Raw genomic sequence first — 19,102 nt, 5'->3', positions numbered from 1 at the left:
CAGGTATTGGAACCTGCGGGAGGGTGGAACGCGCAACGCAAGGGGATCAGCCCTTGATGGCGAGGTCCCTATAGCCGTAGCCGGCCTTCTTAAGGATGGCCGCGCAGTCGGCGACCTTGCGGGTCTTGCCGCTGAGGAGCATGCCGTCGGTCAGCAGGGCGACCTGGGCGCCGAAGAGGGCGGGGACGTGGTTCTCCTTGACCTGCCCCGTGATGAGGCGGATGAAGTTGGACGGCGGGTTCGGGGGGTAGTCGGGCGGCAGCTTGGCCTCGATCTTGATGGTGTCCTTGCCCTCGCGGGCGAGGGTGATCAGATTATCGGCGGTGGACATCGAGATCATGCCCTTGTCGCCGAGGATGCGGACGTCGTCGGTGAAGCCGCGGATATAGTCGCCGATGATGATGAGGCGGCCGGCGGCGCCGTTGGTGAGGGTGACGCAGAAGGAGCCGTTGGTCTCGACCTTCGCCCGCTCGCCGCGGTAGAGCATGTCGTAGGCGCCCTCGACGCTCCTGGGCATCAGGCCAGTCATGTAGAGCAGGATGTCCTGGTAGTGCGAGCCCGAGTCGTTGAGCTGGCCGCCGCCGGAGAACTTCGGGTCGCCGCGCCAGCCGATCCGCGGGCTGGGCCAGTCCTGGGCCATGTACACATAAAAGCTCTTGACCTCGCCGATCTCGCCGCCGCGGATCAGCTCGCGGGCCTTCACATACTTGGCCTCGAAGTGGCGCTGGTAGGTGATCATGTAGACCAGCTTCTTCCTGGCGGCGAGCTTGGCCGAGGCGATGGCGTTGCCGACGCCGCAGACCATGGGCTTCTCGATGAGCACGTGGAGGCCGTGTTCCAGGGCGTACATCGCGTGGGGGAAGTGCAACGTGTGGGGCGAGAAGACGCCCACGGCGTCGAGCTCGCACGTGTCAATCATCTTCTGGTAGCCGTTGGGGCCGAGGAAGCGCTGGACGGGCTTGCCGACCTCGGCGTCCAGCTTGTCGAGGCAATCGGGGTTCGTGTCGGCGCCGGCGACGATCTGGGCGGCGGACTCCTTGATGAGTTCACGCACGCGCCAGCGTCCCGCGCCGCCTGGGCCGATGATGCCCACACGCACGGTCTTGAGCGCAGCCACACCGATCTCCTGAACGGGAGGAAGGGCCGCGCGCTGGCCCACGCCCGGTGCGTCGGCCAGCGGCGTGCGGCTCAGCATACAGCGAAGAGGGGAGCGGGGTCAAGCGCGGCGCCGTCGCCGGGGGAGCGCGGCGAGGCCCAAGCCGAGGAGACCCAGCGTGGCCGGCTCCGGCACATAGGTCAGGCGGAGAATCTGCGCACCCCCGCCGGGGGCGTTGATGATCTCGTGCAGGAACCAGCCGCCCAGGTCGTCGGTGACCTGGAAGCTGTTGCCCAGCGTGATGCTGGCGGCGCGAAAGACGTCGAATGTGTCGAGGACGTTGGGCAGGAAGCCCAGAATGGAGCTGACGTGGAGGATGCCGTCAATGGTCGCCGCGCCCGTGGCCGTCACGTAGTCGTAGGTCGAGCCCTGCGCGTAGCCCGCGAGGTCAATGGCCAACTGCGCCGTCTGGCTCTGGGTGTAGGTGCCGAAGATGTCGGTCTGGCCGACGGGCGCGCCGGGCGCCAGGATGCCGATATTGGCGTTGACGAGGTTGAAGGGCACCGAGGCCGTGCCGAACGAGCCCACGTGGAGGGCGCCCGCGTTCCAGTTGAAGGCGGTGGAGGCCGTGCTGTACTGCCCCTTGGCGATGGAGCCGGCGTAGAGGTCGCCGCCGTTGAAGTTGAAGATGCCCGTGGCCCGCTGGCTGGTGCCCTCCTGGCTGTCGCCCAGGAGGATGGAGAGGGCGTTGATGGTTCCAGTGGTGCCCGTCGTGAAGATGCCGGTGGCCGAGCCGGCGCCGCCGCCGCTCTTGTGCCCGATGATGACGTTGCCCAGCCAGGCGTTGAGCGAGCCGCCGGTCATGTCGAACGACGAGGTGGTGACGGTGCCGGTGTTGATGGCCACGTTGTAGCCGACCTGGAGGGCGGTGCGGGCGGCCGAGGTGCCGAGGTTGAGAACGCCGCCCGGCTCGATGGTGACCTGGGCGTTCCCCTTCTGGCGGCCGACGGTGAAGGTGCCCGCCAGCACCGTGTTGGTGCCGCCGCCGAAGACGAGGCGGCTGCTGTCGCCCGTGAGGCCGGCATTGGGCGACTGCGCCATGTAGATCGTGGTCGCGTCAATGTAATTGTTGTCCGCCAGATAGACCGTGCCGTAGGCGGCGCTGTCGGGGGTGCCGCCGGTGGTGACCGAGCCGATGTACAGGTTGCCGATGTAGGCGGTCAAGTTCGTCGCGTCGCGGAAGTCGGCGATGCCGCGTGTCACGGGCAGGCTCGATACCGTGCGGCGGCCGACGTAGACCGTGGCCCTGCGGGACGGCGAGCCAATCACGACGTCCGTGCCGTTGACGTCGAGGAGGGCGGTCTTTGCGGCATCGCGGGAATCAATGCCGACGTAGAGGTCGTCAACAGCGAAGCTGCCTGCGATGTTGGCGGTGCCCATTTGGAGGTTGAAGGTGCTCACGCCCACGCCGTCCACCACGTTGCCCGCGACATTCAGGACCGGCGCGGGCGTGACGTTATTGGCCGAGGGGAAGCTGATCGTCCCCGTGCTGGCCGCGGTGCCCGAGGCCAGAGTCACATCGCCTGCGACATTGAAGATGCCGCCCTGGAGGTTCAGCGTGCCGGCGCCCCGGCCGGCGCCGTCCACGGGATGGGTGCCGGCCAGGCCGAGCGTCAGCGTGTTGGTGTTGACCGTGCCGGCGCGGAAGGTGAGGGTGCCGGTGCCGCTGCCGCCGCTCTTGCTGGTGTGGAAGCCAATGACGAGGTCGTCGAGAGTGGCGTTGAAAGTGCCGGCCGAAACGTCCATCGTGCCGACGGCCGGATACCCCGTGTTCGAGTTGTTATAGCCGATCAGGAGGTCGGCCGCGGCGCCGCTGGACCCCCTGAGGTTCAACGTGCCGCCTGCGGGCAGCGTCACCTGCCCCGTTCCCCGCACGCCGGCCACGGTGAAGGTGTCGGCCTTGATCGTGTTGCTGGCGCCCAGGGTGAGGGTGCTCTGGGGCGGCGCGACGCCGAACATGCCCGTGTAGGAGACCATGATGCTCGTGGCGTCAATCGTGTTGGTCGGGGCGAGCACCACGGTCCCTTGCGCGTCGGGGTCGTTGGCGCCCGAGAGCAGGCGCACGCCGATGTTGAAATCAGTGAGGGTGGCGCTGAATTGGGTGAGGCCGCTGAGGTCGAGGGTGCCGGCCACCGTGGCCGACGGGTCGCCGGTTGGGGCGTAACCGACGTGGATGTTGCCGCGCGAGGCCAGCGAGCCGACGCTCAGCGCGCCGCCCGTGAAGTTGGCGACGACGCTGGTGAGCTGGTTGCGGTTGACGATCAGGTCGCCGTTGACCTGGAGGGTGCCTGCGATGCTGGTGGTGTGGAAGCTGCCCGTGGGGTTTAGGAACTCGATGCCGCCGATCACGCCGCCAAAGGGGGCATCGGCGATGTTCGTCACTGTGCCGGCGGCGCCCGCCGCGCCCGAACTGAGGAACCGCACCTGGTCGGTGCTCAGCGGCGGGGTGTTGACCCCCGTCCAGTTGGCGGCGGCACTCCAGTTCTGGTTGCCCGCCCCGCCGCCCGCGGTCCAGTCAATCACCGCGGCGGAGGCTCCGATGGCGAGGTGCAGCAATCCCAGCGCGATCAGCGGCTTGCGGATGGGGTGTCGTCGCATTGGCAGTCTCCTGATGCGTCTGGCTGGCCATGGCTCTCTTACCGACTTCGTCTAGCAAATACCGTGCCAGTAGCTATGCTCCTCCCCTCATATCCCGGAGCTGCCGTAAGTGTAGTTGTAGGCTTTACATATGCAGGGCGAAGCGTTGAGCCGTTGGCTGGGCCGCAAACGAAACGTCGCCACCCGCGATGACGGCGCATGCAGAACCTGACACCGCCGTCCACGAACCTGGACTGCGCCGAGCAGGCGAGTGCTCACGCGACCGAGTCTCTATGAGCTGCTCCGCTTGTGTTGCGCAGCGGGAGCCGGCCTCAGCAGGCGTGTTCAACGGGCCTGGTGGCGACGACGGCGCGCGATGGCGAGCGCGCCGAGACCGAGCACCGCCAGGGTGGCCGGCTCGGGCACAAAGGTGAGCCGCAGGAACTCGCCGCCCGACGGCCCCGGTACCACTCTCGCCTCGAAGAGGCCGACGTTGCTGTAGGCGTCCACGCCCAGGTTTGTGATCCCGCCTGTGGCGAACATCACGTCGAAGTAATCGCCCACCATGGGCATGTACCCGCTGGGGAAATGGAGGTTCAGCAAGCCATCCACGGTGCCGACCCCGAGGACGTTCAGGACATCGTACTGGCCGGCCAACAGCCCCATGACGTCAATCTCGAATTCGGCGCCCGCGCCTTGCACGTAGTTGCCATAGACGGTGGTCGTGCCGACGACGCCGGGGCCGGCCGGCGAGAGGATGCCCGTGCCGGTGTTGAGCAGGTTGAATGCCTGCACCGCGTTGCCGAACGTGCCGACGTTGAGCTTGCCGCCCAACCAGTTGAAGGCGACGGTCTCGCCGGCCTTGTTGACGTTGACCGGGCTCTTCGTGATGGTGCCGGCCGTGATGTAACCCCCGAGGAAGTTGAAGATGCCGTTGATGGTGCCGCCCGTGCCGGCCTGGGTGCGGCGGGCCAGGACGATGGAGTTGGCGTCCACCAGGCCATCGCTCATCCACACGGTGCCGGTGGTGGTGCCGGTGGCATCGTTGGGCTTGCTGGCAATGACCCACTCGTCAATCCAAGCGTTGAAGGTCCCGTTCCTGAGGTCGAGAGTGCCCGTGCTGCCGCCGCCGGTGCCGACCGTCTGGTTGGCGACGAACACATCGGCTCGCTGGCCGGACGTGCCGAGGTTGAGCACGCTGCCGGGCGCCATGAAGTCCACCGTGCCCTGGCCCTTGCTGCCGCCGATGGTGAACGTGTCGGTGAGGATTGTGTTGTTGGCGCCGAGATGGAGCTTGGAGTGCTGGGCACCGAGTCCCACGGAGACCGAGTGCGCCAGGGTGATGGCCGTGGCGTTGATGTAATTGAGGTCGGCGAGCCACATTTCGCCGCCCGCCTGCCCCTGGGCCGTGGCCGTGGCAGGGCCGATACCCAACCCCAGGATGTTCAGGTAGGCGGTGAAGCTGTCCGCGTTCCTGAGGTCAAGTGTTCCGATCGAGTGGGCGGCAGTCTCGGCGGTGCGACGGCCGACATAGATTTCGGACCGCCTCGTAGCCTCGCCCGAGGTCACGGCCGTGCCGTTGATCGTGAGGGAGCCGGTGAGGCCGTTCTGGCCGACGCGGATGTTGTCGGCCGTGGCCGAGCCGGCGATCACCATCGTGCCGCCATAGATGTTCAGACTGCTCACGCCGCCGCCATCGGTCACGTCGCCCAGCACGGTGAAGATGCCGCCCCCCACGGTGGGACTGGTCATGGTGATGATGCCCTGGGTGTTATAGGGATTGGTGCTCGTGCCGCCGGAGCTGGGGTCGGCCAGGAGCACGCTGTTGGCGCTCACGGTGCCCAGCGTCATGCGAAACTCGCCGATGCTGTGTCCCGCGCCGCGGTTGTGTCGGCCGATGATCACGGTGTCCAGCAAGGCATCCACCGTGCCCAGGGTGGTGTCGAAGATGGAGGTGGGCGTGGTGCCGGTGTCGGCATCGTTGTCGCCGATGAGGAGCTCGGCCCGTCCGATGCCCGATAGGTCGCGGATGGTGACCGTGGGATTGGTCAGGCCGGTGTTGAAGTTGAGGTTGCCGGCGGACTTCCTGTGGCCGACGTAGATGGTGTCGGCGTTGATGGCGTTGGTTTGGCCGAGGCGCACGGTAGAGGTGTTGCCGCCGTTGTTGTAGGAGTCGGCGATGTTGATGGTGTTGGCATTGAGGGTGTTCGAGGCGGCGAGGAGCACTGTGGCGTTGACCGGGCCGTCGTACCCGCTGAAGCCCACGGCGAACTCGTCCACATTGGCGATGAAGGTGGCCAAGGCGGCCATGTTGACGTTGGCGGCCACGCCGCCGCCGCCCGCGGCGGCGCTGGAGCGGTGGCCGATGGCGATGTCGGCGGTGTTGGCGCCCGTGGCGCCGATCTGGAGCGTGCCCGCGCCAGTGAACGTGACGTTGACCGTCTTGGTGCCCGAGTAACTGGTGAGGTCGTTGCCGACATTGAAATCGGCCAGGGTCAGGCCGCCGTTTGACCCTGCCGTGCCGTCGCCATCCACGCGCAGGGTGACGCCTGGGTTGATCGTAGTGTAGTGGTCGGTGAGCACGGCTCCCACCGCGCCGTAGGTGAGCTTCTGGATGGGAGCGAAGGTGACGTCCACCACGTTGTTGCCGGTGATGCCTGGGAAGCCGCCTACGGAGCCGGTGGCCGTCTGGTCGAAGAGCGCCGTGTCGGCCGCTCCGGGAGGCGTGCCGCCGCCCCAGTTGGCGCCATCGCTCCAGTTGTCATTGGTCGTGGAGCCCGACGTCCACGTGATCACGGCTCCCCATGCCTGGCACGCAATGCCCAGAGAGAGAAGGGCGAGGAGAGCCAACCCAGACCATCTGCTGCGCATCCGTAGGCTCCTGTGCTGATCCATGCGCATCCCCGCGTCACGCGGCCCGCACGCAACTGGCCACGCTTTGCTTATGGAGGCCCCACAGGGCCGGAGACACCCTCGCGCGTCTCCGACAAAGGCAGGCACATGCCGCCGCGGGTCAACACGGACCCCGCGGGGACGCCCATCGGGGGCAGGATTACATTAATGGCTTTATTATAGAGGGGAGTCGCACAGGATTCAAACTGAAATCACGGAGTGGGAACGCTCGCGAAGGCCGCCGCCACAAGTCTGGCATGGCCGGACCCCGGGACGTGCAGATCGCGATGAAGCTCATGGCAGACCTGGCCACCGCGAAAATGAGGCTGCCTCTGGGGCGGATGGGTGAAGCTGGCCCAGTGCCCTGGCACGCGGTGCTATGAGGCCGAGGGCAGGGAGGGAGTGGAGCGGATGGGTTGCCCCGTAGCCAGAGCGCGGCCAGCCGCGTAGGCGTCGGCGAGCGCCGTGGGGTGCTTCTGGATGTCGCCCCGCGCGTCAATGTGCTTGTAGCACAGCTCGCCAGCCCACTCGAATTCGAGGACGTTGAAGAGAGCCTTCATTGTGCGGCGGGGGCCGTCGAACATCCAGCGCTTGTCGAAGCCGCAGCAGGCGAGCCAGAGGCCCCTGCGCCCCAGGCGAGGCGGGTCGAAAAGGGGCTTCCTCATGACGTACTTGAGCGACCAGAAGCACTGGCAGCGATCAATGAGCACCTTGGCCTGGGCGGAGACGGCGGCGAAGAAGATCGGCGTGGCGAAGATCAGGTGGTCCGTGGCGAGGAGCTTCTCGTGGACGGCCAGGGCGTTGTCCTGCACCACACAATGGCCCGTCGTCTGGCAGCGGTCGCACTCGATGCAGGGTCGCATCCGCAGGGAGCGCGCCGCCAGGAACTCCGTCGCGGCCCCGGTGTCCGCCGCCCCGCGCAGCGCCTCCCGGAGGAGCGTGTCGGTGTTGCCCCCCTTGCGGGGGCTGCCCGCGATGCCCAGGATGCGGATGGTGGCCACAGGAAACTCCCTGGAACCGGCTCCACGCCGCCCGTGGCGGCTCCCGGCGGGCAGCAATTTTGCAGTGGCGCCCTGCCGCAGGTTATGCTATCATACCGCCCGATGCCGGGCAAGGGACGCAACCGGCCGACTTGTAAGTCGCCGTGCGCCGACCCAGGAACGCGCACCACGAGGAGTTCGCAATGGCAGAGGCAGATGCCCTTCAGTACGCGATCCAGTTGGAGCGCGACGGCTTGGCCTTCTACACCGAGGCCGCCGCGAAGACGAAGAACCCTCTCGGCAAGCGGATGTTCGAGGGGTTGGCGGCCGACGAGCGGCGGCACGAGGCCGTGCTCGTGGGGATCGCCCAGAAGATGCATGTGCCACTCGAGGGCGACATGCCCAAGCGACGCCTCGTGACGCTGTTCGCGGAACTTGGGCCTGCCCTGAAGACTGAGCTTGGCGCCGACGCGAGCGACACCAAAGCCGTCGAGAAGGCCCTGGAGATGGAGAAGGCAGCCATCGTGCTCTACGAGAAGCAGGCGAAGGCCGCCCAGGATGCCAGGACTCGCGCCCTTTACGAACGCCTCGTGAGCGAAGAACACCAGCACGCCGACATCCTCCAGAACTGCCTGGCCTACCTGAACCGGACGGGCCAGTGGTTCCTCTGGGAGGAGAAGGCGCTGCTCGACTAGCCCCCGTTGTGCGGGGCGGCGAGTGTGCGGGCCGCGGCACGCCCCGCGCGCAGAAACGCCAAGCGGAACATCCGCCGGCCCGCCGGTGAATGCACTGGAAATTGCGCTTGACAGGCCGGTGCAGCAATGTATAATCGCAACAGACCAGACGGTTTAGGCGTCGGACCGCGCTGACCGTCCAGATGGCGGCGGGGCGCCCAGGAGCGCGAACCTTGGCTCAGAAGATCGCCTGGGGCATTGATATTGGGGAATCCGCTGTCAAGGCGGTGAAGGTCCGCAGAGCCGGCGACACGGTGATCGTGCAGGAGTACCACACGGTCGCGTGCGAATCGCGGGCGGGGGAGGCTCAGGCGGCGGACAGGGAGTTCCGGGTCCGCAACGCACTCACCGAACTCCAGTACCAGGCCGACCTCAAGAGTGCGGCGACGGCGGTCTCGCTCCCGGGGCGCGATGTGTTCCCCCGCTTTATCCCGTTGCCCCCCGTCGAGAAGAAGCGCATCCCCGAGATCGTGCGCTACGAGGCCCGCACCCAGATGCCCTTCCCGATCGAGGAGGTCATCTGGGACTACCAGCCGATCTCGGGCATGGACGCGCCCGGCGAGGAGGTCGAGGTGGCCTTCTTCGCCGTGCGCAAGGCCACGGCCTACAGCTTCCTCACCAACCTGCGGCTGGCCCACGTGGTCCCCAACCTCGTGGAGATCACGCCCCTCGCCCTCTTCAACTTCCTCGCCTACGACCGCACGCTCGAGAGCGGCACCGTGGTCATTGACGTGGGGGCGGCCAACACCGACCTGGTGATTGTGGACGGCGAGCGCTTCTGGACCCGCAGCGTGGCCATCTCGGGCAACGACATCTCGCGCGCTCTCCAGGAGAAGTACCAGATCTCCTTTGAGGAGGCCGAAAACCTCAAGCGCAAGGCGGCCGGCTCGAAGCAGGCCGAGAAGATCTTCGGCGCCATGCGGCCCATCGTGGACGACCTGATCGGCGAAATCCAACGCTCGATCGGTTACTACAAGGCCCAGGCGCGCAATGTCCGCATCGAGCGCGTCGTCCTCCTCGGCAACTCCTTCAAGCTCCCGCAACTGGTGGACTACTTCCGCAAGAACCTCGACTACGAAGTCAGCGTGCTCGACCGGCTGAACCGCGTGCGGGTGGCCAGCGGGCTGGACTCGGAGAAGTTCGAGGCCGAGCTGCCCAGCTACGCGGTGGCCCTGGGGCTGGGCATCCAGGCCCTTGGCCTCGGCCGGGTCAACATAGACCTGATGCCGCGCGACCTCGTGCGCGAGCGCCTGCTGCGCGCGAAGATCCCCTACGCCGCCGTGGCGCTCGTGCTCCTGGCCATGCCGCTCCTGGTCGGCTACCAGTCGGCTTCCCGCGAAGTGGCCCGGTGCAATGACGAGATCAGCCCAATCGAGCAGGAGACCAAGCGGTACCAGGACCTCCTGGCCAAGGAGCAGGAAGCCGCGGATCTCGGCCGACTCGCAACCGACCTGAACATGCTGACGACCCTGGGCCCGGGGCGCAGCGAGTGGGCGGAGTTCGTCAGTGACCTCAACCAGGCCGTGAACCGCCTGGAGCGCGAGCCGTTCCGCCTGAACAGCGTGCGCCAGATCTCCGCGACCGAGGCCGCGGGCATGGCCACCGCCACGTCGGACAGCCTGGGAAAGGTGGGCGGACGCGTGATTGACGAGAAGTCCATTGACTATCTCACAATCGAGGTCCGCTTCGAGAAAGATACCGCCTTCACCGCCGACGATGTGCGGCGGCTCCGCGCCCTGCTCGAGGAGCAGCGCCCGCGCGTGATCGCGGTCGAGGGACGCCAGCAGGAAGAGCGCGCCGAGGTGGCCGAGCGTCGGCGAGGCGGCGAGACCGCGGCCACGGGCGCGGCCAGCCGCCCGGCCGCCTCGGGCTGGTCCTACACCTTCTGGGTGACATACCGGTCGCGCCCGGGTGCGCTGCAAGGCGGTTCCCAGACGCCCACGGCGCCCAAGGCCGCGCCCCAGGCGCCGCCGCCGAAGCGGCCCGTGAAGCGGCCCGCCAAGAGGGCCGACGACCTGAAGCGGATCGACTGAGCGTGCGGCCCCAGGCTCCTCGCGAGCCCCCGGCTGCCGAATGGCGAGGAAGGGCGACGAATGGGCCTGATTCGCAAATACTACGCCTGGATCATCATCGGCGTCGTGCTCCTCGTGGAACTCGGCGCCATGTTCTTCGTCTGGAGCAAGCAGAGCGAGGCAAAGGCGGCGCGCGACCACCTGGAGGAGCGCCGCAACACCCGCGATGACCTCAAGCGCAAGACGGTGGGAGTGGATGAGCGAATCAAGATCCACAACGAGCGCAAGGCATTGGTCCAGCGCGACCTCGGCGACTGCGCTCTCTTCCTCTGGCACCAGGGCCAGGCCATCGAGGACCTCTTCGAAGACAAGGCTCTCGCCGCCTACGAGGTCTATCCCTGGCAGGCTCCCCGCAGCTTCGACGTATTCAAGGTGGAGTACCAGGGCGTCTACAATCGCGAGGTTGCCAAGCTCGAACCCCTGTTCGAAAAGGTCGGCACGGACCCCGGGGCGCTCGGCCTTGCCGACGCGGCCGGCTTTGCACAGGCTACCGTGCAGATTGGCGACATCTACGCACTCCAGAAGGAGTGGTGGGTCAAGCGAGAACTCGTAGAGATCCTCGGCGCATCGAACGCGGTCCTTCAGAGCATCACCTACGGCGTCGCTGCGACTCCCGCCTCGGTGCGACGCGGCCCGCCGGTGCCTGCCGGCACCCCCGTGCGGGGGCCCGCCGTGCTGGCGGAGCCGATTCCCATCCAGATGGCTTTTGCTTGCGACTATGCGCACCTCGGCGAGGTGCTGGATGCCTTGCTGCGATCCCGGCTATGCCTGAGGATCACGGCGATCCAGAGCGTCGTCCGGACCGTGGTGGCCGAGCGTACGGCTCCTGCCCCCACCCCCGGCGCCAAGGAGCCCGGGCCAAAGGCCAAAGAGAAGGAGAAGGAAAAGGAAAAGGAGAAGGAGGCTGACGAGGCCGCGATGGCCGCCGCGAGCGCGGCGGACCGCCGGCAGTTCGTGGCCGTGACCATGACAGGGGAGATCCCCGACATCAACATCGAAGTGCAGGAAGTCGCCTTCCCGAAGGCCGTGTTCGGCGAGAGGCCGAAAGTCCTGGGATGGCTCGACCGGCAACTGAAGCTGCTCGAAATGCGCATCAAGCGATTCAGCACAGAGGAAGCGGCTGCCGCCGGCGGCAGTCGGCCCGAGATGGGGGTGGCCTGGATCACCCGCGAGTTGCAGAAGGCCGAGAAGGCGGCGGCCGCCGAACCAGGCAAGCCTCTGGTTGTCGAGGACGAGTTGACGATTAAACGCGAGTACATCTTCGCGGACCTCAAGGCCGCCGCGGAATGGCTGTCGCACCGGTATGATTTCGAACTGGCCCGCCTCGAAGCCGAGCAGGAGCTCTGGCGGCGCGTGCGCAAGGTTGTCGCGGCCGGCAAAGGCGACGAGAAGACGCGCCTGGGCGTCCTGGATGCCCCCGACGCGGTGGTGGTGACGTTCCGGCCGCTGGACCAGTTCGACGCGAACCAGATGTTCACCATCCACTTCGATGCAGGCGCGCAAGCGAAGCTGGGCATCGTCGTGGTCAAGCCGCAGGAGAGCCGCGAAGGCGTCAAGCGGGCCGCGGTGACCCGGTAGCTGAAGCCCTGCCGCCGCGCGCTTCCCCCGAAGTGCGGCGGCCGGCATCCCCTGAATGAGGGGCCTCGGATGGATATGGCAGGAATCAAGAGCTTCCTCTTCCGCCACGTCGAGAAGATCGTGCTGGCGGTCGTGGTGGTTTGGGTGTCCTATCAGGTCTACTCGTCGCTTTTCCGCGCGGAGCTCGTGCAGCCCCCGCCGGTGGGCCCCGGGGGGGCGGGGGGGGCGAAGCCCGGAACCGCCACGGAGGACTGGTTCCGCCGGACGGCGGGCCCCTTCGTGGTCATCCCGCACATCGAGGATGCCAGGTACAACTGGTTCTATCCGCCCGCCACTCGGTGGCTGCGCCGCGTGGAGCTCGAGGAGGAGAAGAAGCCTGTCGAACGCCGCTCCGTGCGCGGGCGGGTTCTCGGCACCGCCCTCATCACGCCTCTGGCAGAGGATGACCGCAAGGACCTCGGGATCCTCGCGCCACCCGAGACTCTCACGGAGCCTTGTGAGGTGGAGGTCGAGGTCGAACGTGGCGCCGCCGGCAGCCCTCAGGGCGACACGCTCGTCTTCCAAGGCAAGAAGCCCGGCTACTGGGTCAGGGTGATGTTCACCCTCGAGAATCAGGACCGAGTGTGCGTGGCCGTCATGATGTCGAGGCTGGGCGAGACCCAGACTACTGAACTCGCGCGCGCGACGATCCTCGACGTGAAAGAGGAGCCGCTCAGCACTGTCCAGATCCGCTTCACAGCGCCCGAGGGCTCCATCAAGTCCAAAGACGGCAAGAGCGTGGTGACATTCATCGAGCCGACCTACTATGAGATCCTAAGAAAAGGTGAACAAGACGCGAAAGAGATCAGCGTCGGCAGAGTAGAGGGCCGCGTGGCCAAGGCGGCAGAACCCGGCATCCCTGCGGCGCCTGCGCCAGCCCCGAAGGCCGCGCCCACTGGCTTCCCCGGAGCGAAGGCCGCCCCGCCGAAGAAGGAGGTGGCCCCTCCGACAAAGGGCGGGCCTCCGCAGGAGCCGGGCGTCCTGGCCTTCTCTGACCACGATGTGGAGGCCGAAACGACCTACACCTATCGGGTCCGCAGCGTCCTCGTCTCCAAGGAGGAGGGCGATCAGACCCGATCGGTGGATGGCGAGGCCAAGACTTATAGGACCAAGGAGCGCTTCAGCTTCGCGTACACCGGTGGCGATGCGCTGCGGGCCAACATCATTGTGTTGATCGGTCCCAAGGACAAGCCGTTGGGCGGGAAGCTATTCGAGCGTATCCCCATCGGCGGCTGGATAGGCGATGTGCCCAAGGAGCTTCGCACCACGGCCCAGTCCTCGGAGACTGAGGACGCGCCTGCGGCTGAGGACGCTCCGCCACCCCCGCGCGAACGCGACGACAGCCCCGCCTCGCGCTATGTCACGCGCTACAGGCTGGTGGACATCGAGCAGGGGGTCCTGCGCCTCGTTGACTACACGATTCGGGTTCCCGGGAAAGACGCATTCGGGCGTCCCCAGTTCAAGGAAATCATGGCCTACCGCGAGACCTATGACCGTCGCGTGATCATCTGCGACACCAAGAAGAACCGCCTCCACTACCTGTGGCTGGACACTAAGGCGGTGGTCCCTGCCGCCCCTGGGCAGGGCAAATAGAGGAGCGCCTTGGGTGCGCCGCCGGGCCGCTTCGGCTAAGCGCAAGACATGATTGACGTTCCGCCATCTACCGGATAGAATACCAGCCGCCTCGACCAGAGCCGTGCCGAGGCGGTCGTTGCGGGGTGAGCCTCGCGCGAACGCGGGTTGAACAACGAAAGGAGCTCGGGCGTGACGACGCCGAAACCTCTCTCCTCAATGCCCAGCACCGCGGCGCTGGCCAGGGTGTGCGGAACCAGCGCCCTGGTTGTCCTGCTCATCGTGGCAGCCTTGGCCGCGGTGGCCCCGCGCGCGCGCGGCGAAGGGGCGGGCGACCCGGCTAGCGTCCTCGAAAGCCTGCGCGAGAAGCGCAAGCTTCAGGAGGAGGAGCAGCAGCGCGAGTTCCAGCGCCTCCTCGAGGAGGGCAAAGGGCTCCTCGCCCAGCATGCCTACGGCCAGGCCAAGCAGGTGCTCGCTCGCGCCGCGAAGCTGCGGCCCGGCGACGAGGAGTGCGCGCGTCTGACGGCGCAGGCCGAGGCCGGCAGTCCCGTCGCCTCCTCCGAGCAACTGCTCGAGCGCATGAAGACCGACCAACAGACCAAGAGCGCCATGCTCCAGGTGCAGTTGGGCGCCAGCCTCTTCGAGGCCGAGAAGGCACTGAAGGCCGGCGACCACGCCCGCGCCCGCGAGCATGCCGAGCGGGTGCTCGATAGCGTCGCCTACGTCAGCGAGGTTGACCGTGCGGCCAAGCTCCGCGCGCAGGCAGAAGCCATCCTGGCCAGCGCACGCGTCGCCGGTGACAAGGCCCAGACCGCCGAACTCCAGGGAGCGCTGGCCGCGCACAGAGAGCGCGCCGCGCACGACAGGGACGCCTCCCTGCTCGCCCTCAACCGCCAGGGCTGGCAGCATCTTGACAAGGGCGACGCCAACGCGGCTCTCGCTGTGGCCGAGGACATGCTCCGGCTCGAGCCGGGCAATCGCCGGGGCATCTACCTTCGTCAGGAAGCCCAGCGGGTGTTGGACGGGCGCCGCAACCCTGAAGCTCTCGCCGCCGAGCGCAAGGACGCCAGCCGCAAGATTCTCGTGGACCAGATGAACGAGGAGATGACGGTCCCCAGCAAGGACGACCGAGCCCGCATCGTGCTCCCCGGCAAGAGCCAGGCGAAGGACTATGCGGCGCGTCCTGGCGAGAAGGCACGCGAGCCATGGGAAGAGCAGCTCCGAACCAAGCTGCGCCAGCCCGTTGACGTGGACTTCCGCAACACCACGATAGCCGAGGCGTGCCGCTACCTCTCGCAGGCGGCCGACTGCCCCATGGTGGTTGACCCCTCGGTGGCACAGGACACCAAGCGCCTCACCCTCCCCACGATGACCATCAGCCTCGAGCATGCCCTGCGCTGGCTGTGCCGCTTTGGCAAGGCCACCTACACCCTCCGCGACCACGCCATCCTGGTCACCACCCGCGGCGGCGTGCTCGACCAGCCGGTGACCCAGGACTATGATGTCAGCAGCCTGCTCATTCCCAACCGCTCCATCCGCACGACGTTCAACGGACCCTCCCAGACCGACGAGCAGGCCTGGGTCACGAAGGAACTCCTCGGAAAAGCCTCTGGGCAGGCCCCTCGCGCCGAGGAAGGCCGCCCCGTGCCCGAGGACGCGTTGGGCGAGGCGTGGGTCCAATTCATCCGAAGCACCGTGGCGCCAGAGACCTGGGATGAGCCGGCCAAGGAGGGCGCGGTTCTCCAGGCCCAGCAGCCTTATACCATCAGCTACCGCAACGGCCGCATCGTCGTCGTCCACACCCCCGAGGTGCAGGAGCAGATTGGCAACCTCCTTGACGACTTCCGCCGCGCCCGGAACCTTCAGGTCCACATCTTCGCCCGCTTCCTGGTGGTGCAGACCGACTTCCTGGAGCGGATGGACCTCGACTTCACAGGACCGAACTTCGACCTGGCATCCAACGACCTCAGCCTGGCGCCAGGCGCATTGACCCCTGCGGAGGTCAACAACACATATGGATTCGTGAGCGAGCCTGGCGATCCGTGGCAGGCAGGCGTCAACCCGCCACGCCGCTCGACCATTGGCTACCTGTACAACGACTCCCAGGTGAGCGTCGGCGGCGAAGGCGAACTGAGCGCCTCGGGGCCCCTCCAGATCCGCTGGGCGCACACCGGCAGCAACACCGTCAACGCGATCCTTCAGGCCGTTGTCAAGCGGCGCAAAGGCACGATCCTGGCGGCCCCCCGCCTCACGTGCTTCAACACCCAGCGCGCCAACTTCCAAGCCATTACCAACTACAACTATGTGCGCTCCGTCTCATCCGACGGCGAGCCCGAGATCGGGAACGTGCCCGATGGCATCATCTTCGACGTCCAGCCCTTCGTGAGCACTGACCGTCGCTACATCACACTCGTGCTCCAGCCGCAGATGCGCACGCTGCGCAACCGCAGCAGCCTCCAATCCACAGGCTTCGGCTATGCCATCGGGCCCGTCGTGCAGCGCAACGTGAACCTGCCAGACACCGAGCTCCGCAGCGTGGCCACCACCATCAGCGTTCCGGACGGCGGCACGATGCTTGTGGGCGGGCTCTCGACGGTCCGCGAGCGCGCCGGCGAAGCGAACGTGCCCATCATCAACAAGATGCCGCTCCTGCGATACATCTTCCGTGAGTGGACGCAGTTCGACAGCCGGCAGAGCCTCATCATCCTGGTCACCGCCGAGATCGTGCCGGATGTTTTTGAGGAATAAACCTGCACAGTCAGCGACCCCCGGCGGGGAAGCGCGTGCTGCTCGTAAGCAAAGGAGGCGCTTTGTGAGATCGCCTGAGCTCCGTACCCCTCGTCCCGCGGCGCCCTTTGGGCCCATGCGGCGTGGCACAGTCTCCTTCCTCCTTCTGACCGCCGCGCTGTGCGCCGCAGCAGGGTTGTTGCCGGTGCCCGTGACGGCCGAAGAGGGCGGCGCCGCGCCCAACGTCGAACAGGGCGATGCCGCGCGCGAGGCCGAAGTCGCCCGCCAACAGCGCTTGCACGAAGCCGAGGTGCTGGCCGTGCGCGGACGCAAACTCGTGGCCGCCAGGGCGTTTGCCGAGGCACGGGACGCCCTTCGCGAGGCCGTGCGGCTGAACCCCGACGATGCCGCATCGCGCAAGCTGCTCTCCCAGGCCGAGGCCGCCCTGGGCACGCCCAGCAGCGAAGACGTGCTCGCCCAAACCCGCGAGCGCCACGGCTTCAAGGCTCAGGTCCTTCGCCAGCAGATACAGTTGGACCTCTTCGAGGCTGAGAAGGCCCTGAAAGCCGAGGAGTATGCCCAGGCTGTCCAGCTTGCCGAACGGGCGCTCAGCGCGGTGGCCCAGGTGGACGATGCGGCAAGCGCCGCTGAACTCAGGGCGCGAGCCGAGGCCCTTGTCACGGACGCCCGCAGCGCAGGTTCGAACACCGCTGCGGCCAAACGCCAGTCGGAACTCGACAAGGCGAAGGCGCGCGTAGCCGCCGAGCGGACGCGGCGGGCGCGCGACGAGGCCGAGGGCCTGCGCGCCTTGCGCGAGCAAGCCACAAGGCATCTCGAGGCCAGAGACTATGATAAGGCCCTCACCCTGACCGATGAGGCGCTGCGAAGCGCCCCTGGCGATCGCGATATCCAGCAGTTGCGCGAGAGGATTCTCGCGGCCAAAGCCGCTGCGATCGGGCCGCGCAGCAAGAGCCGCGAGCGTCGCGACAACGAGAGCGATCTCATGGCCGACATTGACCGCGAGATGACCCCCCTCAAGCCCAACGTCGTGGTCGCCGCCGACCCGACGCGCGCCAAGTCGCGCTTCGTGACCGGCCCGAAGGAGCGCTGGGAACTCGAGTTGCGCTCGAAGCTGGCCAACCCCGTGACCCTGGAATTCCGAGAGACGCCGCTGGCCCAGGCCATCGAGCAGCTCGGCGCGGTGGGCGGCGTGAATATCGTCGTTGACCCCGGCGCCCTGTTGCCGAACACGGCGGTGACCATCCCGCGCGCCCAGATGCCCCTTGAGAGCATGATCCGCTGGGTGGCCCGTTTCGGCAAACTCCAGTACTGCCTGCGCGACGGAGCCGTCTTTCTCACCGGGCGCGTCGGCACCCTTGACGAGCCCACCACGAAGATGTATGACATCGCCACGCTGCTCACCGCCCCCACGACCTCCGAGCCTGTCCGGTCGCCGGGCCCCGTGGAGCCCGGGCCCCGCGTCGAGCAGGTCGTGGAGGCCGTGCGGCCCGACCCCGAGCTCATCGGCAACGGCTGGGTCCGGTTCATCAAGGCCAGCGTTGCCCCGGAGACCTGGGAGCGCGGGGACACCCTCCAGGGCAGGCCGCAGTACACCATCCAGTACCGGAACGGTCGGATCGTGGTCGTCCACACCCCGGAGGTCCAGAAGCAGATCGAGGATCTCCTCAACGACTTCCGCAAGGCGCGCAGCCTCCAGGTGCACATGCTCGGCCGGTTCATCACCATCGAGCGCAAGTTCCTCGATTCGCTGAACATCTCGTTCACGTACGACAGCGGCACCACGCAGCTCCAGCGGGATGGGACAGGTGACCTGTTCGTGGGCGGCCTGAGTCCTGCCACAGAGGTGCCGGCCCTGGCCGAGTTCGACAACTATGCGGCCGTCGGCGGCCTGGCCCTGCGGTACTCGCTGGTGGACGAGGACACGCTGGTGCTCCTACTGCGCGCGGTCGCCAACGAGGGCAAGGGCACGGTGCTGGAGGCCCCGCGGCTCACCTGCTACAACACCCAGCGGGCCAACATCCAGGTCCTGCGCAACCGCAACTACATCCGCCGTGTGAGCTCCGACTACATTCCGGAAATCGGCAACATCCCCGAGGGCACGATCTTCGACATCCAGCCGTTCGTCAGCGCCGATCGCCGCTACATCACCCTGGTGTGCCAGCCCCAGATGCGCACGTTCGTCGGCTTCACCACGATGACATTCGCCCGCGAAGTGATCGAGGTTGCCCAGGACCTCTTCACGTTTGTGGACTTCACGATCCAACTGCCGACCACGACCCTGAGGTCCATCGGCACCACCGTCACGGTGCCCAATGGCGGGACCATCATCATGGGCGGCTTCACCAATGTCCAGGAGTACACCGGCAACGCCACCGTGCCGTTCATCGAAGGGATTCCCGTCCTGCGGCACCTCATGCGCGGGCGCGATCACATCGAGGGCCGCCGATCCCTCATCATGCTGATCACGGCTGAGACGGTAGAAGACATCTTCGAAGAGTGAGCGCGGCGTCAGGGGTGGGAGGAGTGCCGGTACGCCCGTGACGTGGCGCGATAGTGGCCCCGTTCCCGCCACGCGGGCGACCGGTGAGTCGGAGTTGCCCATTTTCCAGGGGCCGCGGGATCCGTATTGGACTGATCGCGAGGCGCTCCACGATGACATCTCGCCCGGCGCGAATAGCAGGCTTGGCCACGGCAGCGGTGCTGGCCGTGGCATGCGCGGCACAGGGTGGCAGCGTCACCTGGAAGCGACATCTC

General features: G+C 67.1%; 10 protein-coding genes. 6 read left to right on the top strand and 4 right to left on the bottom strand.

Annotated elements, in window-relative coordinates; all coding sequences use genetic code 11:
* Positions 1 to 46: 46 nt before the first annotated feature.
* The 4 genes from PLE19_04055 to PLE19_04040 form a co-directional block, all read right to left on the bottom strand.
* Positions 47 to 1,117 (bottom strand): Gfo/Idh/MocA family oxidoreductase, encoded by a 1,071-nt coding sequence (locus tag PLE19_04055; GenBank protein HPD14094.1) that lies wholly within the window; start codon positions 1,115 to 1,117, stop codon positions 47 to 49.
* A 99-nt stretch (positions 1,118 to 1,216) separates the two neighbouring features.
* Positions 1,217 to 3,754 carry a PEP-CTERM sorting domain-containing protein gene (locus PLE19_04050; GenBank protein HPD14093.1) on the bottom strand — a complete coding sequence of 846 codons (2,538 nt, stop codon included), beginning with the start codon at positions 3,752 to 3,754 and terminating at the stop codon, positions 1,217 to 1,219.
* A gap of 324 nt (positions 3,755 to 4,078) precedes the next feature.
* Positions 4,079 to 6,604: a PEP-CTERM sorting domain-containing protein gene (locus PLE19_04045; protein HPD14092.1), complete on the bottom strand. Its 2,526-nt coding sequence runs from the start codon at positions 6,602 to 6,604 to the stop codon at positions 4,079 to 4,081.
* Between the two features lie 398 nt (positions 6,605 to 7,002).
* Positions 7,003 to 7,626, bottom strand: coding sequence for a flavodoxin family protein (locus tag PLE19_04040; GenBank protein ID HPD14091.1), 624 nt, complete (start codon positions 7,624 to 7,626; stop codon positions 7,003 to 7,005).
* A 182-nt stretch (positions 7,627 to 7,808) separates the two neighbouring features.
* On the opposite strand from PLE19_04040, the gene PLE19_04035 reads away from it, so the two are divergent.
* The 6 genes from PLE19_04035 to PLE19_04010 all read left to right on the top strand — a co-directional run bounded on the left by PLE19_04035 (position 7,809) and on the right by PLE19_04010 (position 18,848).
* Entirely contained in the window at positions 7,809 to 8,300 is a 492-nt protein-coding gene (locus tag PLE19_04035) for a ferritin family protein (GenBank protein HPD14090.1), read from the top strand.
* A 212-nt stretch (positions 8,301 to 8,512) separates the two neighbouring features.
* Positions 8,513 to 10,372, top strand: coding sequence for a type IV pilus assembly protein PilM (pilM, locus tag PLE19_04030; GenBank protein ID HPD14089.1), 1,860 nt, complete (start codon positions 8,513 to 8,515; stop codon positions 10,370 to 10,372).
* Between the two features lie 60 nt (positions 10,373 to 10,432).
* Complete coding sequence (locus PLE19_04025; protein HPD14088.1) at positions 10,433 to 11,989, top strand: hypothetical protein; 1,557 nt, start codon at positions 10,433 to 10,435, stop codon at positions 11,987 to 11,989.
* Between the two features lie 69 nt (positions 11,990 to 12,058).
* Positions 12,059 to 13,621, top strand: coding sequence for a hypothetical protein (locus tag PLE19_04020; protein ID HPD14087.1), 1,563 nt, complete (start codon positions 12,059 to 12,061; stop codon positions 13,619 to 13,621).
* 171 nt (positions 13,622 to 13,792) lie between these two features.
* A complete protein-coding gene (locus PLE19_04015) occupies positions 13,793 to 16,348 on the top strand; it encodes a hypothetical protein (protein HPD14086.1) in 2,556 nt (851 codons plus the stop codon).
* A gap of 115 nt (positions 16,349 to 16,463) precedes the next feature.
* Positions 16,464 to 18,848 (top strand): hypothetical protein, encoded by a 2,385-nt coding sequence (locus PLE19_04010; protein HPD14085.1) that lies wholly within the window; start codon positions 16,464 to 16,466, stop codon positions 18,846 to 18,848.
* The last annotated feature ends 254 nt before the right edge of the window (positions 18,849 to 19,102 follow it).

The sequence above is a fragment of the Planctomycetota bacterium genome, from assembly GCA_035384565.1.
Classification (GTDB): domain Bacteria; phylum Planctomycetota; class PUPC01; order DSUN01; family DSUN01; genus DAOOIT01.
This window is presented reverse-complemented; position numbering and strand designations above follow the sequence as displayed.

What these genes read in the sequence shown, in the direction of transcription:
- PLE19_04050 (HPD14093.1), bottom strand. Translation starts at nt 3,754, where the DNA reads ATGCGACGACACCCCATCCGCAAGCCGCTGATCGCGCTGGGATTGCTG.
- PLE19_04045 (HPD14092.1), bottom strand. Translation starts at nt 6,604, where the DNA reads ATGCGCAGCAGATGGTCTGGGTTGGCTCTCCTCGCCCTTCTCTCTCTG.
- PLE19_04035 (HPD14090.1), top strand. Translation starts at nt 7,809, where the DNA reads ATGGCAGAGGCAGATGCCCTTCAGTACGCGATCCAGTTGGAGCGCGAC.
- PLE19_04025 (HPD14088.1), top strand. Translation starts at nt 10,433, where the DNA reads ATGGGCCTGATTCGCAAATACTACGCCTGGATCATCATCGGCGTCGTG.
- PLE19_04020 (HPD14087.1), top strand. Translation starts at nt 12,059, where the DNA reads ATGGATATGGCAGGAATCAAGAGCTTCCTCTTCCGCCACGTCGAGAAG.
- PLE19_04010 (HPD14085.1), top strand. Translation starts at nt 16,464, where the DNA reads ATGCGGCGTGGCACAGTCTCCTTCCTCCTTCTGACCGCCGCGCTGTGC.